Source organism: Kribbella sp. NPDC104218 (assembly GCF_055584105.1).
Genome location: NZ_JBVJMQ010000001.1, coordinates 2125168 through 2142682, shown reverse-complemented (window position 1 = coordinate 2142682; position 17515 = coordinate 2125168). Strand labels below are relative to the sequence as shown.

2 protein-coding genes are annotated in these 17515 nt (G+C 69.0%); both read right to left on the bottom strand.

The features are described 5' to 3' along the window. Window positions 1-42 precede the first annotated feature (42 nt). Window positions 43-2571 carry a right-handed parallel beta-helix repeat-containing protein gene (locus ACZ6ZD_RS10200; RefSeq protein ID WP_465670370.1) on the bottom strand — a complete coding sequence of 843 codons (2529 nt, stop codon included), beginning with the start codon at window positions 2569-2571 and terminating at the stop codon, window positions 43-45. Continuing rightward, window positions 2568-17444 carry an actin cross-linking domain-containing toxin gene (locus ACZ6ZD_RS10195; RefSeq protein WP_465670368.1) on the bottom strand — a complete coding sequence of 4959 codons (14877 nt, stop codon included), beginning with the start codon at window positions 17442-17444 and terminating at the stop codon, window positions 2568-2570. Before ACZ6ZD_RS10195 ends, ACZ6ZD_RS10200 begins: the two co-directional genes overlap by 4 nt. Window positions 17445-17515 lie beyond the last annotated feature (71 nt).

The following is a 17515-nucleotide window of genomic DNA, read 5'->3' as shown; positions in this document are numbered from 1 at the left end:
CATACCGAACAATAACTTCCGTGAACAACTCACCAACAGCTGTTAGAAGGACTCCGGCAGGTCGGCAGCCTCCAACGCGACCAGCTGAGCGGACGTCGGCGTCGCGAGCTCCGACATCCGGTGCGCCTGCCGCTCGGTCATCGCCTGGAAGATCTGCCGCGCCGAGCGCCCGTTGCCGAACCCCTCACCGCGCGGCAGCTGCTCGAAGAGCGTGGTCAGCGCACCGCGCGCGTCCCCGGTCAGCTCGTACTGGTGACCGCGCGCCTGGTGCTCGACGATCGCGACCAGCTCGGCCGCGGTGTAGTCCTCGAACTGCAGCGTCCGGGTGAACCGCGAGGACAGACCTGGGTTCGAGCCGATGAAACGGGACATGTCGTTGACGTACCCGGCCACGATCACGACCAGGTCGTTGCGGTGGTCCTCCATCAGCTTGACCAGGGTCGCGATCGCCTCGGCGCCGAAGTCGTTGCCGATCCCGATCGGCGCCAGCGAGTACGCCTCGTCGATGAACAGCACGCCGCCCAGCGCCTGCGTGACCGCGGCCTGGGTCTTGGGCCCGGTGTGACCGACGTACTCGCCGACGAGCGCCGTCCGGTCGACCTCGACCAGGTGGCCCTTCCGCAGCAGCCCGAGCGCCTTCAGGATCCGTCCGTAGAGCCGCGCGACCGTCGTCTTACCGGTACCCGGGTTCCCCGCGAAGACGAGATGCCGGCTGAGCGGCGGCGCCGGCAGCCCGGCCTCCTCACGCATCCGGACCGTCTGCATCAGCTTCACCATCGACTGGACGTCGTGTTTCACCCGATCCAGCCCGACCTGCTCCTCGAGCTCGGCCAGCACGTCCTCGAGCGTCTCGTCGTCCGGCGGCATGCTCTCGTCGAGCGTCCCCGGGACACTCACGTCCGGAGTCGGCCCGCCCCCGACCGTCGCCGCCGCGGCGACCGGCGTCTCCTTGACCATCGCGACGCCGTCGACCGTGCAGTCCTCGAACACCGGGACGGCGCCGTCCTCCTGCCCGATCGGCTCCGCGCAGTCCCGGATCCGCAGATGCTTGAACGTCGGCGCCGCGGCCTTCGCCAGATGCAGCGCCGGGTACTTCGTCCCGGTCACATCGCAGTCCGTGTACGTCCCACCGGCCTTCTCGGCCACGTAGATCCCGTTCTTCGCGACCGTCCGCACCCGCAGACCGGTCACCGTCGGAGTCGCCTCCGACCAGATCACCAGCCCCGACCCGGCGCAGTTTTCGATCGAGCTCGCGCCGATCGCCGCCGCAGCACCGGTCCCGACCACGATCCCGGCCGCCTTCGTCCCGCTGACCCGGACGGCGTCCAGACTCGACAGCCCCTGCCCCGCCAGCTCGACGCCGGTCCCGATCGTCCCGGTGACGGACGACGTCCGCACGTTGGTCGCCGTCGTACTCTCCAGCCGAATCCCGGTCCCGCCGCCGACGATCCGGCAGTCCTCGGCGTCCGCGGTCGCGGCGTCCACCGCCGACAGCCCGGTCAGCCCGACGTCCTGAATCCCGCACCGAATCAGCTCGACCTTCGCCGACGCGGTGACGTGGATTCCATGCTCGACGCCCTCCCGCACCTGGCAGTCGGTCAGCTTCACGTTCGCCGTCCCGGTCAGATGGACGGCGCTGTACGCCGGCCGATCGAACCGCGTCGCCGTCACGGTCGCAGTCGCCGAATCCGAGACCAGCAAGCCGTTCGCGCCTGCGTCGGTGATCGCGCAGTCCGAAGCCACCAACGAAGCGCTGTCCTGCGCAACCAGCCCACTGGCCCGCGCCTCGCGAACCCGGCAGTCGGTCAGCTCACTCCGCGCCGACCCGGTCGCGTGCACCCCCGGCCCACCGGCCTTCTCGATCCGGACGTCGGTCAGCGTCGCCGTCGAGCCGTCTTCGAGCAGCACGCCGGCCATGCCGGTCTGCCGGATCGTCCCGTCGGTCGCCACCAACTTGCTCGTCCCCCGCAACCGGAACCCGTAACCGGAGGTCTGGTTCAGCCGGAGCCGCGACGCGTCCAGGTACGCCGGTCCGGACAGGACGACCCCGATCCCGTCGATCGTCTCGATCACGGAGTCCTCGATCTTGGCCTGGACCCGCCCCGACAGATGGATCGCCGCCAGCCGCCCCTGCTCCAGCCGGGAGCCGCGCAGCATCAACGTCGTCACGCCGTACCCGGCCAGATCCGAGCTCTGCCCGGTGTTTTCGTTGCCGCGGGCATGGATCCGCCCGCCGGAGACCGTGCAGTCCTCGATCATCAGCCCGGCGCCGCCGGCCACCCCGACCGCAGGCGCCCCGCTGTCATCGGACGGCGCCTTGATCGTCAGCCCGCGGACCGTGCATTCGAGGCCCTCGGCAACCACCGTCGGCTCCCCGCCCGGGACGCCGGTGACCGTGACCTGCCCGCCGCCGGGCTCGGCAACCACCGCGACCGACCGATCGAGGCGCAGCTGCTCGGCGTACTCGCCACCAGCCACGACGATCACGTCACCGGGGCCGGCGGCCCGCAGGGCATCGCCGATCCGGCGGAAACTGCCGCGCCCCTTCGGGCTCACGTAGCGAGTTGTCACGGTGCTCCTTGGGTGCCGGAGACGGAGGGTACAGAGCTGACGCCAGGCGGCAGGATGACGCCGCCTGAGGTAACCGTAGGCGGCGCGACCGGAGCGGGCGGCGGCGGTGCCGGGACCGGCGTCGGCGCAGGTCGCGACCAGGCCGGGTCGAACTGCTGCCGCAGCGCGGGCACCAGCAGGCTGCCCAGGCCCTTCTCGAACAACCGCAGCGGCATCGTGAGCACGATCTCGCCAAGCCCGCCCTTCTGGAAGAAGCGCCCGCCGGCGAAGTTCATCCCGACCGTCCGCAACAGGCCGATGCTGTTCGCGGCCACGTACCCGGAGACCACCGCCATGCCGCCCTCGGCGACCGCCTGCCAGCCCTCCAGCTTGACCGGCTTCCCGTCCGGCCCGGTGACGCCGAAGATCGCGGCGTTCATCGTTCCGTTGACGAAACCGGTCAGCGGCAGCATCAGCATGCCGAAGCCGTAGTCGAAGGTACCGGCCCGCCACTTGGTCGGGCTGGTGTTACCGGCCCACTCGACACCCCACTGCGAGCCGTTGTTGTTCGGCCGCTTGGTGATCAGCGAGCCGCCGTCCAGGTTGCCCATGTTCTGCTTGAAGGTGCGCATCGCGCCACCGAGCTTGGCCTCGGTCAGCGCGGCGCCGGCCACCGTCCGCAGCGTGGTGCCGACCGCGGCGTTCATGAGCGCCTTCAGCGCGTCGTTACCGGAGAACGGCTTGTTCTGCGCCTCGGCGATGATGCCCATGATCATCAGGCTGGCCGCGTAGTCGAGGATGAACTCGGTCGTGATCGTGAGCAGCATCTTCTGCGAGAACAGCCGCGAGAACGACGCGTAGTTCGCCTCGCGGAGCAGCGCGTCGCCGCCCGGCATCAGCGTCTTGTTCGTGAACGACCAGTCCGACTGCATCAGCCACGGCTGCCGCTGCAGGTCGCCGAGCCGCGAGTTCCAGCCGCGGAACTCGGTCATCTGACCGCGGAAGTCCCACTCGTTCCCGCTCAGCGTGAGCCGGTCGCCGCGCAGCTCGAAGACCAGGCCGTTGTCGGACCGCTCGCCGATCACCCGGCCGGTGTTGTCGTAGAGCTTCCACTGGCCGTGCAGTTTGTCGGTCTCGAGGTAGTTGTTCCCCGACGCCGCCCGCTCGCGGACGACCTTGTCGAAGTCGAACTCCTTCCACTGCTTGAAATCCGTGTGCCCGTTGGCATCCAACGTGTACTCGCGGACGCGGGCCGGCCGGCCGTCGCCGATATGAGCCGGCGTCTCGCGAACGATCTGCGGTGTCGCACCCGGCGTACTGTCGCGGAAGTGCGTCGAGCCCGGCGTCCAGTTCTGCTGCCAGGTGCCGTCGGCGGCGAGCCAGCGCCGGTTCAGCTGCGTGGATCCGACGACCTCGACGCCGAGTTTGTCGAACTCCTTCGACACCCACCCGCTGCCGTCGTTCCAGGACTCGATGAAGCGCCGCTCGTCGAGCATCCGCCGGTCGCGGACCAGGTTGCCCGCGTTGTCGAAGTCGCGGAACGAGTTGTCCCAGCTGATGGATTCGTCCCGGGAGCCCTTGAAGTGGAAGCGCTCGCCGTTGCGGCCCGCGATCGCCACGCCCTGGTCGTTCAGCTCGTGCCAGCGCCAGGTCGACGAGTCGGCCGGCCCGGTGCCGACGACGTACTTGTGTCCGCCGCCGGTCGCGCCCACGTTGTCGACCTTGTGCGACATCCCGACGACGTTGCCGTGGGCATCACGGTTCACCCAGATCCGCAGGTCGGTGTGCTCGGGGTACTCGCGGACGACGCCGCCCGGCTGGCTCTCCCGGACCATCCGCCAGCCGTGGCCGTCGATCTCGGTGAAGTCCTGCCAGTCGTCGCCGTTGTGCACCCGCCAGCCCTTGACGTCGTCGGCCTCCCAGGGCGTGGTCGCGTTCTGGTACTGGTTCGCGGGCCGCTCCGCGTGGTCGCCGACCTTCAGCTCGGTCCCGTCGTGCAGCTTGCCCTTCGAGCGGACGAACGCGCCGTTCATGTCGACGTCGACGAACGCTTCGTCGGTGCCGACGTACCGGACGCCGCGGCCCGGGTTCGTCCCGCCGGTGGTCTCCCAGCGGAAGATCTGGAACCGGTTGTCGTTGGCGATATGCGCAACGCTGCCGGTGGTCGGCGGGTTGTCCAGGAAGTTCTGCCGGACCCAGATCGGCGGCCGCTGATCGCCCTGCCGAGTCGAGGTGAGCAGCGTCGTCTTGTCGGGCAGCAGCTCGCCCTTGCCGACCGGCTTCAGCTGCGGCGACAGCACCTCGAACGAGCCGTCTCGCGTCGGATGCGTCGCGCCCGGCTCGAGGGTGAACTCCTTGTACTGACGCGCGGTGTCAGGCCCGTGCCAGGTGCCGAACTTCTGCTGCGCGACCCGGCTGACCTCGTTCCCGTTCTCCATGACGCGCACGGTGTCGGTCCAGCCTTCGCCGACGCGCTCCAAGGTGCGGTTGCCCTGGGCAACATGCAGGAAGTCGGCCTGGTAGCGATGCCAGGTCCAGCTGTCACCGTTGCGAATGGCAAGCACATGGCCGGTGATCTTCTCCTCGGCCTTGCCCAGCGGGCCGAGCTGGTCGGCGATCGGGTTGTCGTACTTCTGCAGGCCCTGCTGGTAGTCGCGGACCGTCCGCCAGTTGTGGTCGATGTCCTGCCAGGCGTTACCGGCGGTCGCGTGGTGCCGCTTGCCCCAGTTGGTCAGGTCGCCGGTGTTGTCGTACGTCGCCCACGTCGTCCGCCGGTTGTACTGGCCGAAGCCCAACGTGTCGGTCTTCCGGAAGCTGTCCAGGATCTCACCGCCCTGCAACCAGCGGCGTTCGAAGACCTCGACCTCCTTCGCGGTCGAGCTCTGCAGGCGGATCCGCCCGTTCTCCAGGCCGACGATGTCGACCTTGCCCTTGTGGAAGCCGAGATCGCTGAGCGTTCCGTTGTCGCGGACCCGCTGCCAGGTGTTGTCGGTCCGGTTCACCACGTACTTGAACTCGGTCGCCTGGTTGTCGCGGACGACGCGGAAGCCCTGCTCGGTGATGTCGCCGCCGCGGTTGAACTGGTGGTACTCGCCGTGCCGCGGCCGCCCGGGGGTGTTGATCTCGATCCGGATCACCCCGGCGTTGTCGATCGTCGCCGTATGCGGCGTCGGCACCTGCGTACCGGCGTTGTCGGTCCAATGGACGCCGGTGTTGTCGCGGGTGATCCGCGTCCCGCCGAGAGCCGCGCCGTTGCCGGGGATGTCGGTGACCTCGCGGAGCAGAGCGCCCTGCAGGTCGAAGACGTCGTGACCGTTGGCTCGGGTGACCGTGATCTCGGTGCCGTTGACCGTGACCGTGCGGCCCTGGACCGGCGTGTAGGTGTTGTCCAGCCAGCGGGCGGTCCCGCCGCCGATCTCCAGCCAGGCCGTCTCACCGGGCAGCTGGATCTCCCGGCCGAACACCTGGAAGACGCCGTCGGTGTCGAACCGCTGGAAGTTGCCATTGTCAACGACTCGATAGCCGCCGCCGGGCGCCAGCTCGACGTTGCGGCCGCCGCCGTTCTGCAGGGTGAGGGTGTTGTCGACCTGGTGGACGACGAACCGCTGCACACCCGCGTTCCCCGGGTCCGGGAGCGGAACGTGCCGGGACAGATAGGTGCCGGAGTCATCGAAGTGCCGGCTGACGCCGGTCGGATCGTCGGTGATCCGGAAGCCGCCGGTCTGCAGGTCGACCGTGCCGGGGAGCCGGGTCGCGGTGTTGTCGACGAGCTGTGGCTGACCGCCGTGCGGCCGGTACAAGAAGACGTCGTTCCCTGCGTGGACCGGATCCGTGACCTGAATACCGTGCGCCCGCCCGCCGCCGTTCTGGTCGAACCAGCGCACGGTCCCGGTCGAGTCGTCGAACAGCTGGAACTGCCCGTTCCCGAGGTCGACGACCCGGTGGTTCGGCACCGGCGTCCCATGGACGTCGACGGCGCGCAGCCCACCGGCGCCGTCCGGCGCGGTGAACAGGCTGCCGCGCGGGTAGACCGTGTCGGACAGCACCCGGCCGCCGCCGAGGTGAGCGCCACCCGCGGCGTACAAGTGCGTCTGGCCCTGCGGGCCGAGGACCCGGAAGCCGCCGCCATTGGTTTCGAAGACGGTGAACATCGGCTGGTCCGGCCCGGCCACATGCGGACGACCATTCAGCGGCTGGACGACCCAACGGTCACCGAATTGGCCCTGGAGCTGGATGCGGTTGTCGATGTGGACGCCGTTCGCATCGAACCCGCGGCCGACGCGGCCCTCGATGACCGCGATCCCGTTGTCGAGCTGCTGCACGACGGCGTTCGGGACCGGCGTCCCGTGCAAGTCGACGATCTGGCCGCCCTCGGTGAACCGGGTGCCGCTCGGATCCTGCAGACGGATGCCGTCACCAAGCTGGACGCCGGCGCCATCATAACGTTGCGTCCGGCCGTCGGGCCCGACTAAACGGAAGCCGTCGTCGCCGAAATCGTGCATTGTGATGGCCTGGGCGTTCGGGCCGGTGACGTGCGCCGTGCCGCCCTCGGGCCGGACGACGACATGGTTGTCGAAGGCGCCGGTCACCGGATGCGTCTGGATCGTCGGCATCAGCACCGGGCGGACGACGATCGGCTGCTGGCCGGCGACGATCGAATCCCATGCACCGGGGTGGTGGCCCGCGATCCAGTCGGCCTTGACCTTCGCCGAGGCCATGCTGATGATCCGGTCGTCGGTCTTGCCCAGGTGTTGCGTGTTCTGCTCGCGGAACCAGGTGGCGAACGACTTGCCGTTGTCGGCGTCCCCGACGAAATTGTTGATGTGCTGGACGCCGAGCTTGCGGCTGTCGCCGACACCGAGCTGCGCGAGCGCGTCAGTCACCGTGACGGTCGGCGCCTTCTGGTTCGGCACCAGGTGTTTGAGCTGCTCCGGCACCGAGCGGAACTCGAACAGCATCGCCTTCTCGCCGGCGATCACCGCGCTGTTGATCCCGTGCCCGGCCACCTCACCGCCGCCGAGGATGTAGAGCTTCGACTCGTTCCAGATCGCCGGGTTGCCGATCGGCTCCATCTCGCGCAGCAGCTTCAGCGTCGCGGCGCGGTCCAGATCCGTGAGCGACTCCAGCAGCAGGCTCGGCTTGGTCCGCGGCAGCACGACCCAGTCGTTCTTGACGGCCGGGTCGGTCAGCCCGCGGTACGGCGCCGCGCCCGCGTGGTTACCGATCGGGATGCCGTGTTTGTCGACCTGCTTGGAGGTGAAGTTGATGATCGACTTCAGGTACGTGTACGCCGACTCCACCTGGGCCGGGTTGTCGAGCTGACTGTGGTCGAGCCCGCGGACGGCGTCATCGCCGCCGAACTCCGGCTTGAACCACGGGTTCTTCTCCAGTGCCCGCAGCTCGTCCGTGGCGCCGCTGCCGAAGTCGGTCGCCTTCACGCCGACTGTGAGCTGCTGACCGCCGCGCGGCATCGTGACCGAGCCGACGTCGTCCAGGCCGAGACCGCTGCCGCCGGCGATCGCGTGCCGGCCGTTGGTGATCTCCAGCGCGAACCGGCCGTCCGCGCTGACGATCCTCTCCATCGGCTGGTGGTTCGCGCCGATCAGGCGGGTCTTGAAGGTGTCGAGCAGGAACTGCGTCGCGTCCTCGCGGAGCGCGATGCCGCCGAGGTCGTCGAGTTTCGACGGGTAGCTGACCAGCTCGACGGTGTGCGTCGTCCAGTTGCCGTTGCGCGCGATCGGCAGGTCACCCGGGTTGCGGTAGATGCCGTTGCTCATGTCCTTGGTGACCATGACGAGGGCCTCGTCGGTCTCCAGGTTCTTCACGAACGCGAACGCCCGGTTGGTGCCTTCCGGCATCGCGACCACGAAGCCGCCGAGCTCGCTCTCGTGCCCGAAGGATGGCCCCTCGAACTCCTTGCGGAAGTCCGGCGCGACGGCCCGCTGCGGGCGGACCGGAGCGGGCGCAGGCGCCGTACCGGCCTGGTTGGCCAGCGCGGGTGGCGGAGGCGGCGGCACCGGGGCCGTGTGCGGCGGTGGGGGCGGAGGCGGCGGGACCGCCTGCGTGGGCGGCGGCGGTGGGGGCGGCGGGGCCGCGTGGGTGGGCGGCGGTACGGCGTCGTCCGTCGCGCGGCCGTCCATCCCGGCGACCAGGCGCGGGCGGTTCTTCAGCGACGCGTCAAGCAGCTCGTCGAGCTGGTGCTGCACGCTCTCGACGTTCATCCCCGGGTACTTCGCCTCGAAGATCTCCTTGACCTTCGTGAACTCGCCCTGCGCGTGGGTCAGGTTGACGCGGGCCTGATCGCCGACCGAGACCCCGCGCGACGAGCCGTCGAGGCGGCCGCCGTTGCGGGTCAGGTTCTCGAGCTGGAAGTCGAGTCTCGCCTGCGCCTTCTGGACGGAGGTGAAGTCGTTGGCCTTCTGCAGGGCGATCGCGTCGGATTCGCCCGGGCCGCGGAAGACGTTGAGCCGGGCCGCGCTGTCGGCGTCCCAGGCGGCCGCGATCTGCTTACCTGCCGAGGGTTTGACGTCCCACGACGACGGCTTGGGCAGCTGCAGGAACAGATCGCTGTCGTGCAGGACGTTGCCGCGCAGCTGGGCGGCCAGGTCGGTCAGGTCGGTGCCCTTCCAGGGGCCCTTGCTGAACGCCGCGTCGCCGCCGTCGATCTTGACCGAGACCGTCCCGGCGTCGACGTCCTTGCTGACCTGGATCGTCAGCTGATCGCCATACCCGGGCTTGCTGACCGTGAGCGTGGTCAGGTTGCCATCGGCGCTCTTCGTCGTCGAGACGGCGACGTTGTCGAAGCCCTCCCAGCGGTTGACCGAGCCGTTGTCGAAGGCGCGGACGAAATCGTCGTACGCCGTGTTCAGGTTCATCCCCGGCCACTTGGCGTTCAGCGCGTCCGCGATCTGACCCGGCGGGATCTGCTCGGCGCGGACCGGGATGATCGTCATCCCGTCCTCGATCCGGTCCGGCCCGGTGCGCTTCAGCACGGTCGGCGCGAGCGTGACCTCCCACTGGCTCTGGTTCCAGGCCTTGGCCGCGCCCTCGCCGGCGTCGTACCCCTTCGGGTAGGCCATCGACAGCTTCCCGTGCCCGGCCGGGACGTCGATCTCGAACACGAACCGGTTGCTGGCGACGCCGTTCTTGGCCCACTCCTCCTGGAAGCCGAGGTTGTTCGAGGTCGAGCTCGGCAGCCGGTCGACGAACTCGTCGGCCTGGGCGGCGTGCGGATCCATCGAGACGCCGCGGTAGAGCGTCGTCCGCTCGTCCGGGCCCTTCAGCAGCAGGTCCTTGGTGATGGTGTTGAAGTCGTTCACCTTGGCGGCGAGCGTGCCGTCGGTGAGCGCGGCGGGTTTCACGAAACCCTCGTAGCCGCGCTTGGACGTGTAGGCGCCGCCCATCACGTCCTTCATCAGGTTCTCGACGGCCTTGGTGTTCAGCGCGGCGTCGAGATGGGTGCGCGACGAGTCGACCTGCGCGGTCCAGCGGGCCAGGCCGTCCGGGTCGTTGAGCAGATGCGGCGGCGGGGTCGCCGGGCCGAGGTCGCGGGTCGCGGTCTGCACCGGGCCGACGAAGCCGCCGTCCCGCGTGTAATGCAGCGGACCGGACGGCGATGCGACGTACAGGTTGTCGCCGGAGAGCTGGCGCGGCCAGACCCCGGCGTCCCCGAGCGAGCCGTCGAGCTGGCCGGCCATCCCGCGCAGGGTGACCAGCTCGCCGGCCAGCGGGCCGTCGGTGAGCGTCATCGTCCGGCCGATCAGGTTCGGGCGGCCGAAGCCCATCCGGAAGGTCCAGCTGTCACCGGCGAGGCCGTCGACCACGCGGGTGATGGTCACCTCGCGGCCGTTCACCGCGCCGCGGAACAGGTCCGCCTGGTTCCCGGCGAAGCTGACCAGGCCGTTCTCGACCTGGAAGGACACGTTTCCGCCAGGGACGTCGTACAGGCGGCCGGAGCCGGGCAACCGGCCGGAGCCGTCGGTGCCGTCCAGCCGCATCCGCTTGATCGCGTTGAGATCGGTCTGAACCTGCTCGAACTCCATCGAGTGTTTGCGCTTGAACGCCGCCCGGGCCCCGTCGAAGTCGGCGTGTGCGGAGTCGAGATCCATGCGGACCTGGTCACCGATCGACGGGCCGTTCGAGTCGCCGTCCAGCCGGCCGCCGTGCAGCTCGACGTTGCGGGTCGCGGCGGTGAGGTTCTGCTGGGACTGCTGGATGCGAGCGAAGTCCTCCATCCGGCCGCTGACGATCGCGTCGGTGTCGCCGGCCCGGGTGAAGACCTGGCTGCGGGCGGCCAGATCGGCGTCCCACTGCGGGCTGAAGGACTTACCCTTCGAGGCCCAGTCGGCCGGCTTCGACATCGAGACGAACAGGTCGTTGTCGTGCAGCGTCCCGGCCTTGAGGTCGGTCGCGATATTCGCGAACTGCTCGCGGCTCCAGGTGTGGTTGAACGTGCTCCGGCCGTCCGCCGTCGCCTTGACCGTGACGGAATCGGCATCCACGTTGCGGGTGACGGTGATCTTGAGGTCGTTGCCCTCGAACCCGACCTTGCTGACGGTGATCTCGTTGACCAGGTTGTCGGCGGATTTCGTCGAGGTCGCGGTGATGTCCGACATCCCCGGGAACTTCTGCAGCGAACCCTGGTTCAACGCCTTGCCGAAGTCGTCGAACGCATCGGCGGAGTCCAGCCCGGACCAGCGCTCGGTCAGGTAGTGACCGATCTGCTCGTCGGTCATCTGCTTGGCGCGGACCGGGATGACGGTCAGTCCGTCCTGCTGGAACGACGGCCCGGTCCGCTCCAGGATCGTCGGCGACAGCGTCACCTCGAACTGGCCCTGGTTCTTCGGCAGCGCATCATTGGCGCCCCGCACGTAGTCGTCCGGGTACGCCATCGCCAGCTTGCCGTGCGTCTCCGGGACGTCGATCTTGAACACGACCCGCTTGTCGAAGTCCGCGCCCTTGGCCCACTCGGGCTGGAACTTCCACTCACTCGACGTCGAGACCGGCAGCCGCTCGATGAACACATCGGACTGCGCCGCCGCCTTGTCCATCGCGACACCGCGGTAGACGGTCGTCTTACCAATCTTGCCGTCGACGAGCAGCGAGTTCGCGACGGTGTTGAACTCGAGTACCTGCTCCTCGAGCGAACCGGTGTGGAACGCGTCGTCGACGTAACCGCCGTACCCGCGCTTGGACGTGAAGGCGCCCTCGGCAACCGACTGCATCATGTCGCCGACGTCGTCCAGCTGGTTGGCGGCGGTCAGGTGCGTGCGGGAGATCTCGGCCTGCGCGGTCCAGCGGGCCAGGTCGTCGCCGAGCAGGCCGGCCGGCGGGGTCACCGGCGGCAGGTGATCGGTTCGGGTGCTGCCGATGCCGATGAAATCGCCTTGCCGGGTGTACTTCGCCGGGCCGAGCGTCGACGGGACGTGGAACTCGCCGGACAGGTACTGCACCGGGACGCGACCACCGGCGCCGTCGTCCAGGATCGAGGCCCCGGGCAGGCCGACCTCGATCTCGGCGCCGATCCGCTGCCCCTGGAACGGGCCGCCGGTGAGCGTGAACTCGTCTCGGTTCAGGATCGGCATGTTGGTCCGCCGATTGATCGAGAACTCGAGCTGGCGGGTGACGTTCCCGTCGAAGGCGGTCTCGGTGATCTTCAGCGTCGGGCCGTCGAAGCTGCTGCTGAAGGCGTTCGCGTTCGGGCCGCTGAACGTGACGACGCCGTCGTCCACCTTGAAGAACGCGTTACCGTCCGGGATCGCCGCCGGTCGCGGCTGGATGCCGCCGGCAACCAAACGCGGCCGGTCGCGGAGCGAGTCGACCAGCAGCTCGTCGAGCTGGTGCTGGACGCTCTCGACATTCATCCCCGGGTACTTGGACTCGAAGATCTCCTTGACCTTCGTGAACTCGCCCTGCGCGTGCTGCAGGCTGACCCGGGCCTGGTCGCCGATCGACATCCCGGACGACGGGCCCTCGATCCGGTTGCCGTTGATGGTGAAGTTGTCGAGCGCCTTGCCGAGGTCGTTCTGCGCCTTCTGGACGGCGACGAAGTCGTTGGCCCGCTGGTTCACGAGAGAATCGGCGTCGCCGGGCTGCCGGAACACGTTCGTCCGGGCCAGGCTGTCGGCGTCCCAGGCATCGGCGATCTGCTGGCCGGTCGGGCGCGCCTTGGTCCACTCGGCGGGCTTGGCCAGGTTGGTGAACTGCTCGTTGTTGAAGAGCACGTTGCCGCGGAGATCCGTGGCCAGGTTGCGGAAATCGGTCTTCGACCAGGTCTGGTTGAAGACCGTCTTGCCATCGGTCACCATCGAGACGCGGACCGAATCGGCCTGCTCGTTGCGCATCACGGTGATCGTCAACTCGTCGCTGAACCCCGGCCGCTGGACGTGGATGGTGTGCAGCATCTTGTCGGTGCTGGTCGTCGAGCGGGTGATCGCGTCGTCGAAACCCTCGAAGTTGCGCAGGTTCGACTGGCTGAACGACTTCGCGAAATCGTCGAACGCGGTCGCCGAGTCCAGCCCCTTCCACTGTTCGGTGATCAGCGACTCGAGCCGGGACGCCGGGATCTGGTCGGCCTTGACCGAGATGATCCGCAGCCCGTTCTCGAAGCGGTCCGGCTTGCCGGTCCGGGTGAGTGTGGTCGGCGCCAGCGTGAACTCGGACTGGTCCTGGTTCCAGGCCCGGGCCTCGCTGCCGCCCGGCTTGTAGCCGTCGGGATAGGACATCGCGAGCTTGCCGTGGTTCGCCGGGACGTCGATCTCGAACACGACCCGGTTCGACAGGACGCCGTTCTTGGCCCAGTCGTCCTGGAACTTCATCGACGTCGAGGTGGAGATCGGCAGCCGCTCGGTGAAGTTGTTGGCCGCGGCCGCGCGCGGGTCCATGTTCACGCCGCGGTACACGGTGATGTCGTCGGCCGGGCCCTTGAACAGCAGGTCCTGGGTGATCGTGTCGAACTGCCGCGCCTTACCGACCAGGGTGCCGTCGCCGAGCGCGGTCGGGTTCACGTACCCGTCGTAACCGCGCTTGGAGGTGAAGGAGCCGCCCATGACGTCCTTCATCAGGTTCGAGACGGCCTTGTCCGACGCGGCCACGGTCAGGTGCGTACGGGACAGGTCGACCTGCGACTGCCAGCGGGCCAGCGCGCCCGGGTCGTCGAGCAGGTGCGCGGGCGGCGTCGGCTTCGGCAGGTGACCGGCCTCGTTGGCGCCGGCGCCGGTGAAGACGCCGTTGCGGTCGTAGCTGAGCGGGCCCTGCGGCGAGCCGACGGTGATCGTGTCGTCGGTGACCTTGACCGGGAACGCCTTGCCGTCGCTGACCAGGCCGCCGCGGTCGAACTGGCCGAGCGTGCCCTGGAGCGACACCGGCTTGCCGTCGAACAGGCCGCCGTTCAGCGGGAACGACTCCCCGATGTGGTTGACGCGGTTGCCGAAGCCGACGCTGTACGTCCAGGAGTGGCCGGTCGAGTGCTGCGTGATCTTGACGGTGTTGCCGACCACCTCGGAGCCGTAACCGTCGCTGTGGATGGTGATTCGCTTGCCGTCGGCAACATCGAACTTGACGCCGCTGCCGCCGGGCAGCTCGAAGGTCTGCGTCCGCGCGCCGCCGGGCAGTCGCGGGCGCTCCTTGAGCGAGCCGGCCAGCAGGTCGTCGAGCTGCTGCTGGATCCCGTCCGGGTTGACGCCGTGTTTGGTCTCGAACGTCTGCTTCGCATTGGCCAGATCGTTCTGCGCACCGCGCAGGTCGATGTGGACCTGCTCGCCGACCGACGGCGCGGTCGACGGACCGTCGGCGCGCTGACCGTGGATCGCCACGTTCTCGTTGGCGATGTCGAGGTTCTTCTGGGCGTTCTGGACCGAGCGGAAGTCGTCCATCTTGGCGTCGACCATCGCGTCGGTGTCGCCGGCTTTGCGGAAGACGCCGGCCTTGGCCGCGACGTCGCTGTCCCAGGCGGCGGTGATGTTCTGGCCCTCGAGTTTGCCGGTCGCGCCGTAGTTCCAGGAGGCGCCGTCCTTACCGAGGATCTGGACGCCGCCGGTGTCCAGGCCGCGGACGGTCAGCTGGTCCGGGACGAGTTTGCCGTCCAGGCCGGTGACGCGGAACCCGCCGTCCGAGCCCTTGATCAGGACCAGGTCGTTGGGGCGGAGGACGCCGTCCGTCTTGGTCAGCCGGATGCCGTTCTCGATGACGGTGCCGTCGCTGCCGAACCGGGTGGTGGCGCCGGTCGAGGTGTCGGTGAACCGCACCCCGCCGCCGTTCAAGACGTCGAGCCGGCCGTTCGGGCCGCCGCCGTGCAGGTTGAACTGCGTCATCCCGCCGTCGAACCGCTCCACCTTGATCACCGCGCCCGGGTGCCCGTCCAGCCCGGTCAGCGGGATCTCGGACTTCCCGAGCGCGAACGAGTGCCCGCCACCCGGCGTCCCGACATTGCCCGGCGTCCCGAGCTGCCCCGGCGCGCCCGGCATACCCACGTGCGACCCGACGCCCGGCGTCGGAACGTTGCCCGGCAGCCCACCGAGCCCGGGGGTCGAGACGTTGCCCGGGAGGCCGCCGACGCCCGGCGAACCGATCGAGCCCGGCATGCTGCCGACGTGCCCTGGCGCCCCGCCTGGAGTGTTCGGGATCAGGCTCGTCTGGATGGGGACGTCGGTGCGCGGCATGTTGACCGGCTGGACGTGCGCTGCGGGTGGCGGGGAGGCGAGGTTCTGGGCGCCGGCGAGGCTGGGGTTGTCGACCTTCAGGGGCGCGGCGCCGACCTTGATCTCCGGCCCGCCGTGGACCAGGTTCAGCGCGGTGTTGACGCGGTCGACGGCCGGCGGGGTGACCGACGTCAGGTTCGCGTTGGTCGCGGTCGGCGTGTGCAGGATCTCGTCGATCGACGTCCGGATGTGCTGCGCCTGGAAACCGTGCCCGGCGCCGTCCCCGATCGTCGCGCCGAAGTTCGGCGAGACCGTGGGGGTGTTGTTCCGGATGCCGGAGTTGACCAGGTCGCCGATGCCGTTGGACGCCGGGGCCGAGACGTGCAGCGAGCTGACGTTCACATTCGGCTGGGCGACGTTCGCGTTCCCGGTCAGGTGCCCGAAGTTCCCCGTGCCTGCGCCGGTCGCGCCGTGCGTCAGCCCGTTGGTCGGCAGCGCCGGGAGCGCGACCTGGTGGCCGTTCGGCATCCCCTGGACGAGGCCCTCGATCCCGTTCACGCCGTTCACCGTCGGCGAGCCGGTGTGCAGGCCGGAGATGTTCGTCGTGAGGTTCCCGACGGACGGCGTCCCGGCGTGCATCGCGGGCAGGTTCGTCGAGACGTTGCCGACGTTCCCCAGGGACGGCGTACCGACGTGCAGTGAGCTGACGTTGGTCGACACGTTGCCGACGTTCGCGGTGACCGGCACGTGCAGGCCGCCGGCGGTCTGCACGGTCGGCGGGTTGATCGCGCTGACCCCGACGTTCGTCGGCGGCATCGGCGTCATCGGCGCGAGGTTGATCTCGTCGATCGCGGTGAACGCCTTACCCGCGCCGAACCCGGAGTCCGTGGCCAGGCCGAAGTTGTTGATGTGGACGGCGGGCACCAGCTTCGGCGGGTCCATCGCCTCGTTGAAGAAGGTCTTCAGATTGTCGACGAACGAGAGGTTGCCGGTGTGGATCGGGGCCGCGCTGATCCCGCGGCCGATCGCCGCCATCGTCGGCATCCCGTACACGTTCTGGGCGAAGACGCCGCGGCCGATCACGCCGACCTTCAGCGCCTGGGTGAACGAGGCCCAGTTGCCCATCCCCATCGCCTGGAAGGCGCGGATGTCGTTGGCCGCGACCGGCAGGAAGATCCGGGTCCACTGCAGGTTGCCGAAATGCGCGCCGACGAACTGCTTGGTGCCGGTGAAGACGGTGCCGATGCCCTTGCCGAAGTTCACGAAACCGCGGCCGATCGCGGACATCCCGGCCTGGAAGGTGAGCGAGATCTTGCTGAACGCGCCGAGGGCGATGGTGCCGAAGTTGTTCACGAAACTGGCCGCGTTGACCGGGAAGTTGCGCAGGTTCTTGATCACGAACAGGCCGGTCTCGCGGATCGAGAGGTTGACCAGACTGCCGAGCCCGCGCAGGCCGGTCAGGCCCGACATCAGGAAGTTCTTGCTGAAGATGTTCCGGAAGGTCTGCGCGATCCCCTTCACACCGGCCGCGATGCCGCCCGCGACGCCCTTGATGATGGAGAAGATCGGCAGCGCCTTGGTGGTCGGCGCGATCAGGCCGAGCCCGGCCAGGAACAGGTCCAGGAAGCTGGCGTCGCCGTTGGCGACGTCCACGATCGTCTTGATGAACAGCGCCAGGTTCACGCCGAGCGCGATCAGCGCGATCGGGCCGCCGAAGATCAGCGCCGGGATGATCAGGATGATCGCCAGCCACTTGAAGGCCTCCCAGAAGGCCTCGCACTCCGAGATCGGCAGCTGGATGTTCGAGACGCCGTTGATCCGGCCGGCGTAGCCGCTCGCGGCGTCCGACTGGTCCCGGCCGGCCTGCTCGGCGACGCCCTTCTGGCGCTCCCGCTCCGGGTCGTCCTCGGCCAGGCCACGACCGGCGCTCAGCGCGGCGTCCGCCGTCCGCTGGTAGCCCTCGACCGCCGTCCGCCACTCGCGCAGGGCGGTGGCAGCGGTCTCGAAGGCGTTGGCGACGTCCTCGACGTGGCCTTTCAGGCGGCCGTCGACCTTGCCGCGCAGGGCATCCGCGGTGGCGCCGACGAACACGCTGTCGTTGTTGGTGTTCATCACCGAGTCGACCGCGGTCATGATCTCGCGGGCCTTGCCGCCGATCTTCTGCAGCACCTCGGCCAGCTGACCGATCGTCTCGGGCTCACCGGGTGTGGGGTCGCTGCCCAGTCCGATCGCGTCCCAGTCGCCCGGCCGTGGCATTCGTCCCCTCCTCACGCTCGGTCAGCCCCTCGTACTGACCACGCGCGAGGGAGTCGTGGAGTTCATTCCGA

What these genes read in the sequence shown, in the direction of transcription:
- ACZ6ZD_RS10195 (WP_465670368.1), bottom strand. Translation starts at nt 17,444, where the DNA reads ATGCCACGGCCGGGCGACTGGGACGCGATCGGACTGGGCAGCGACCCC.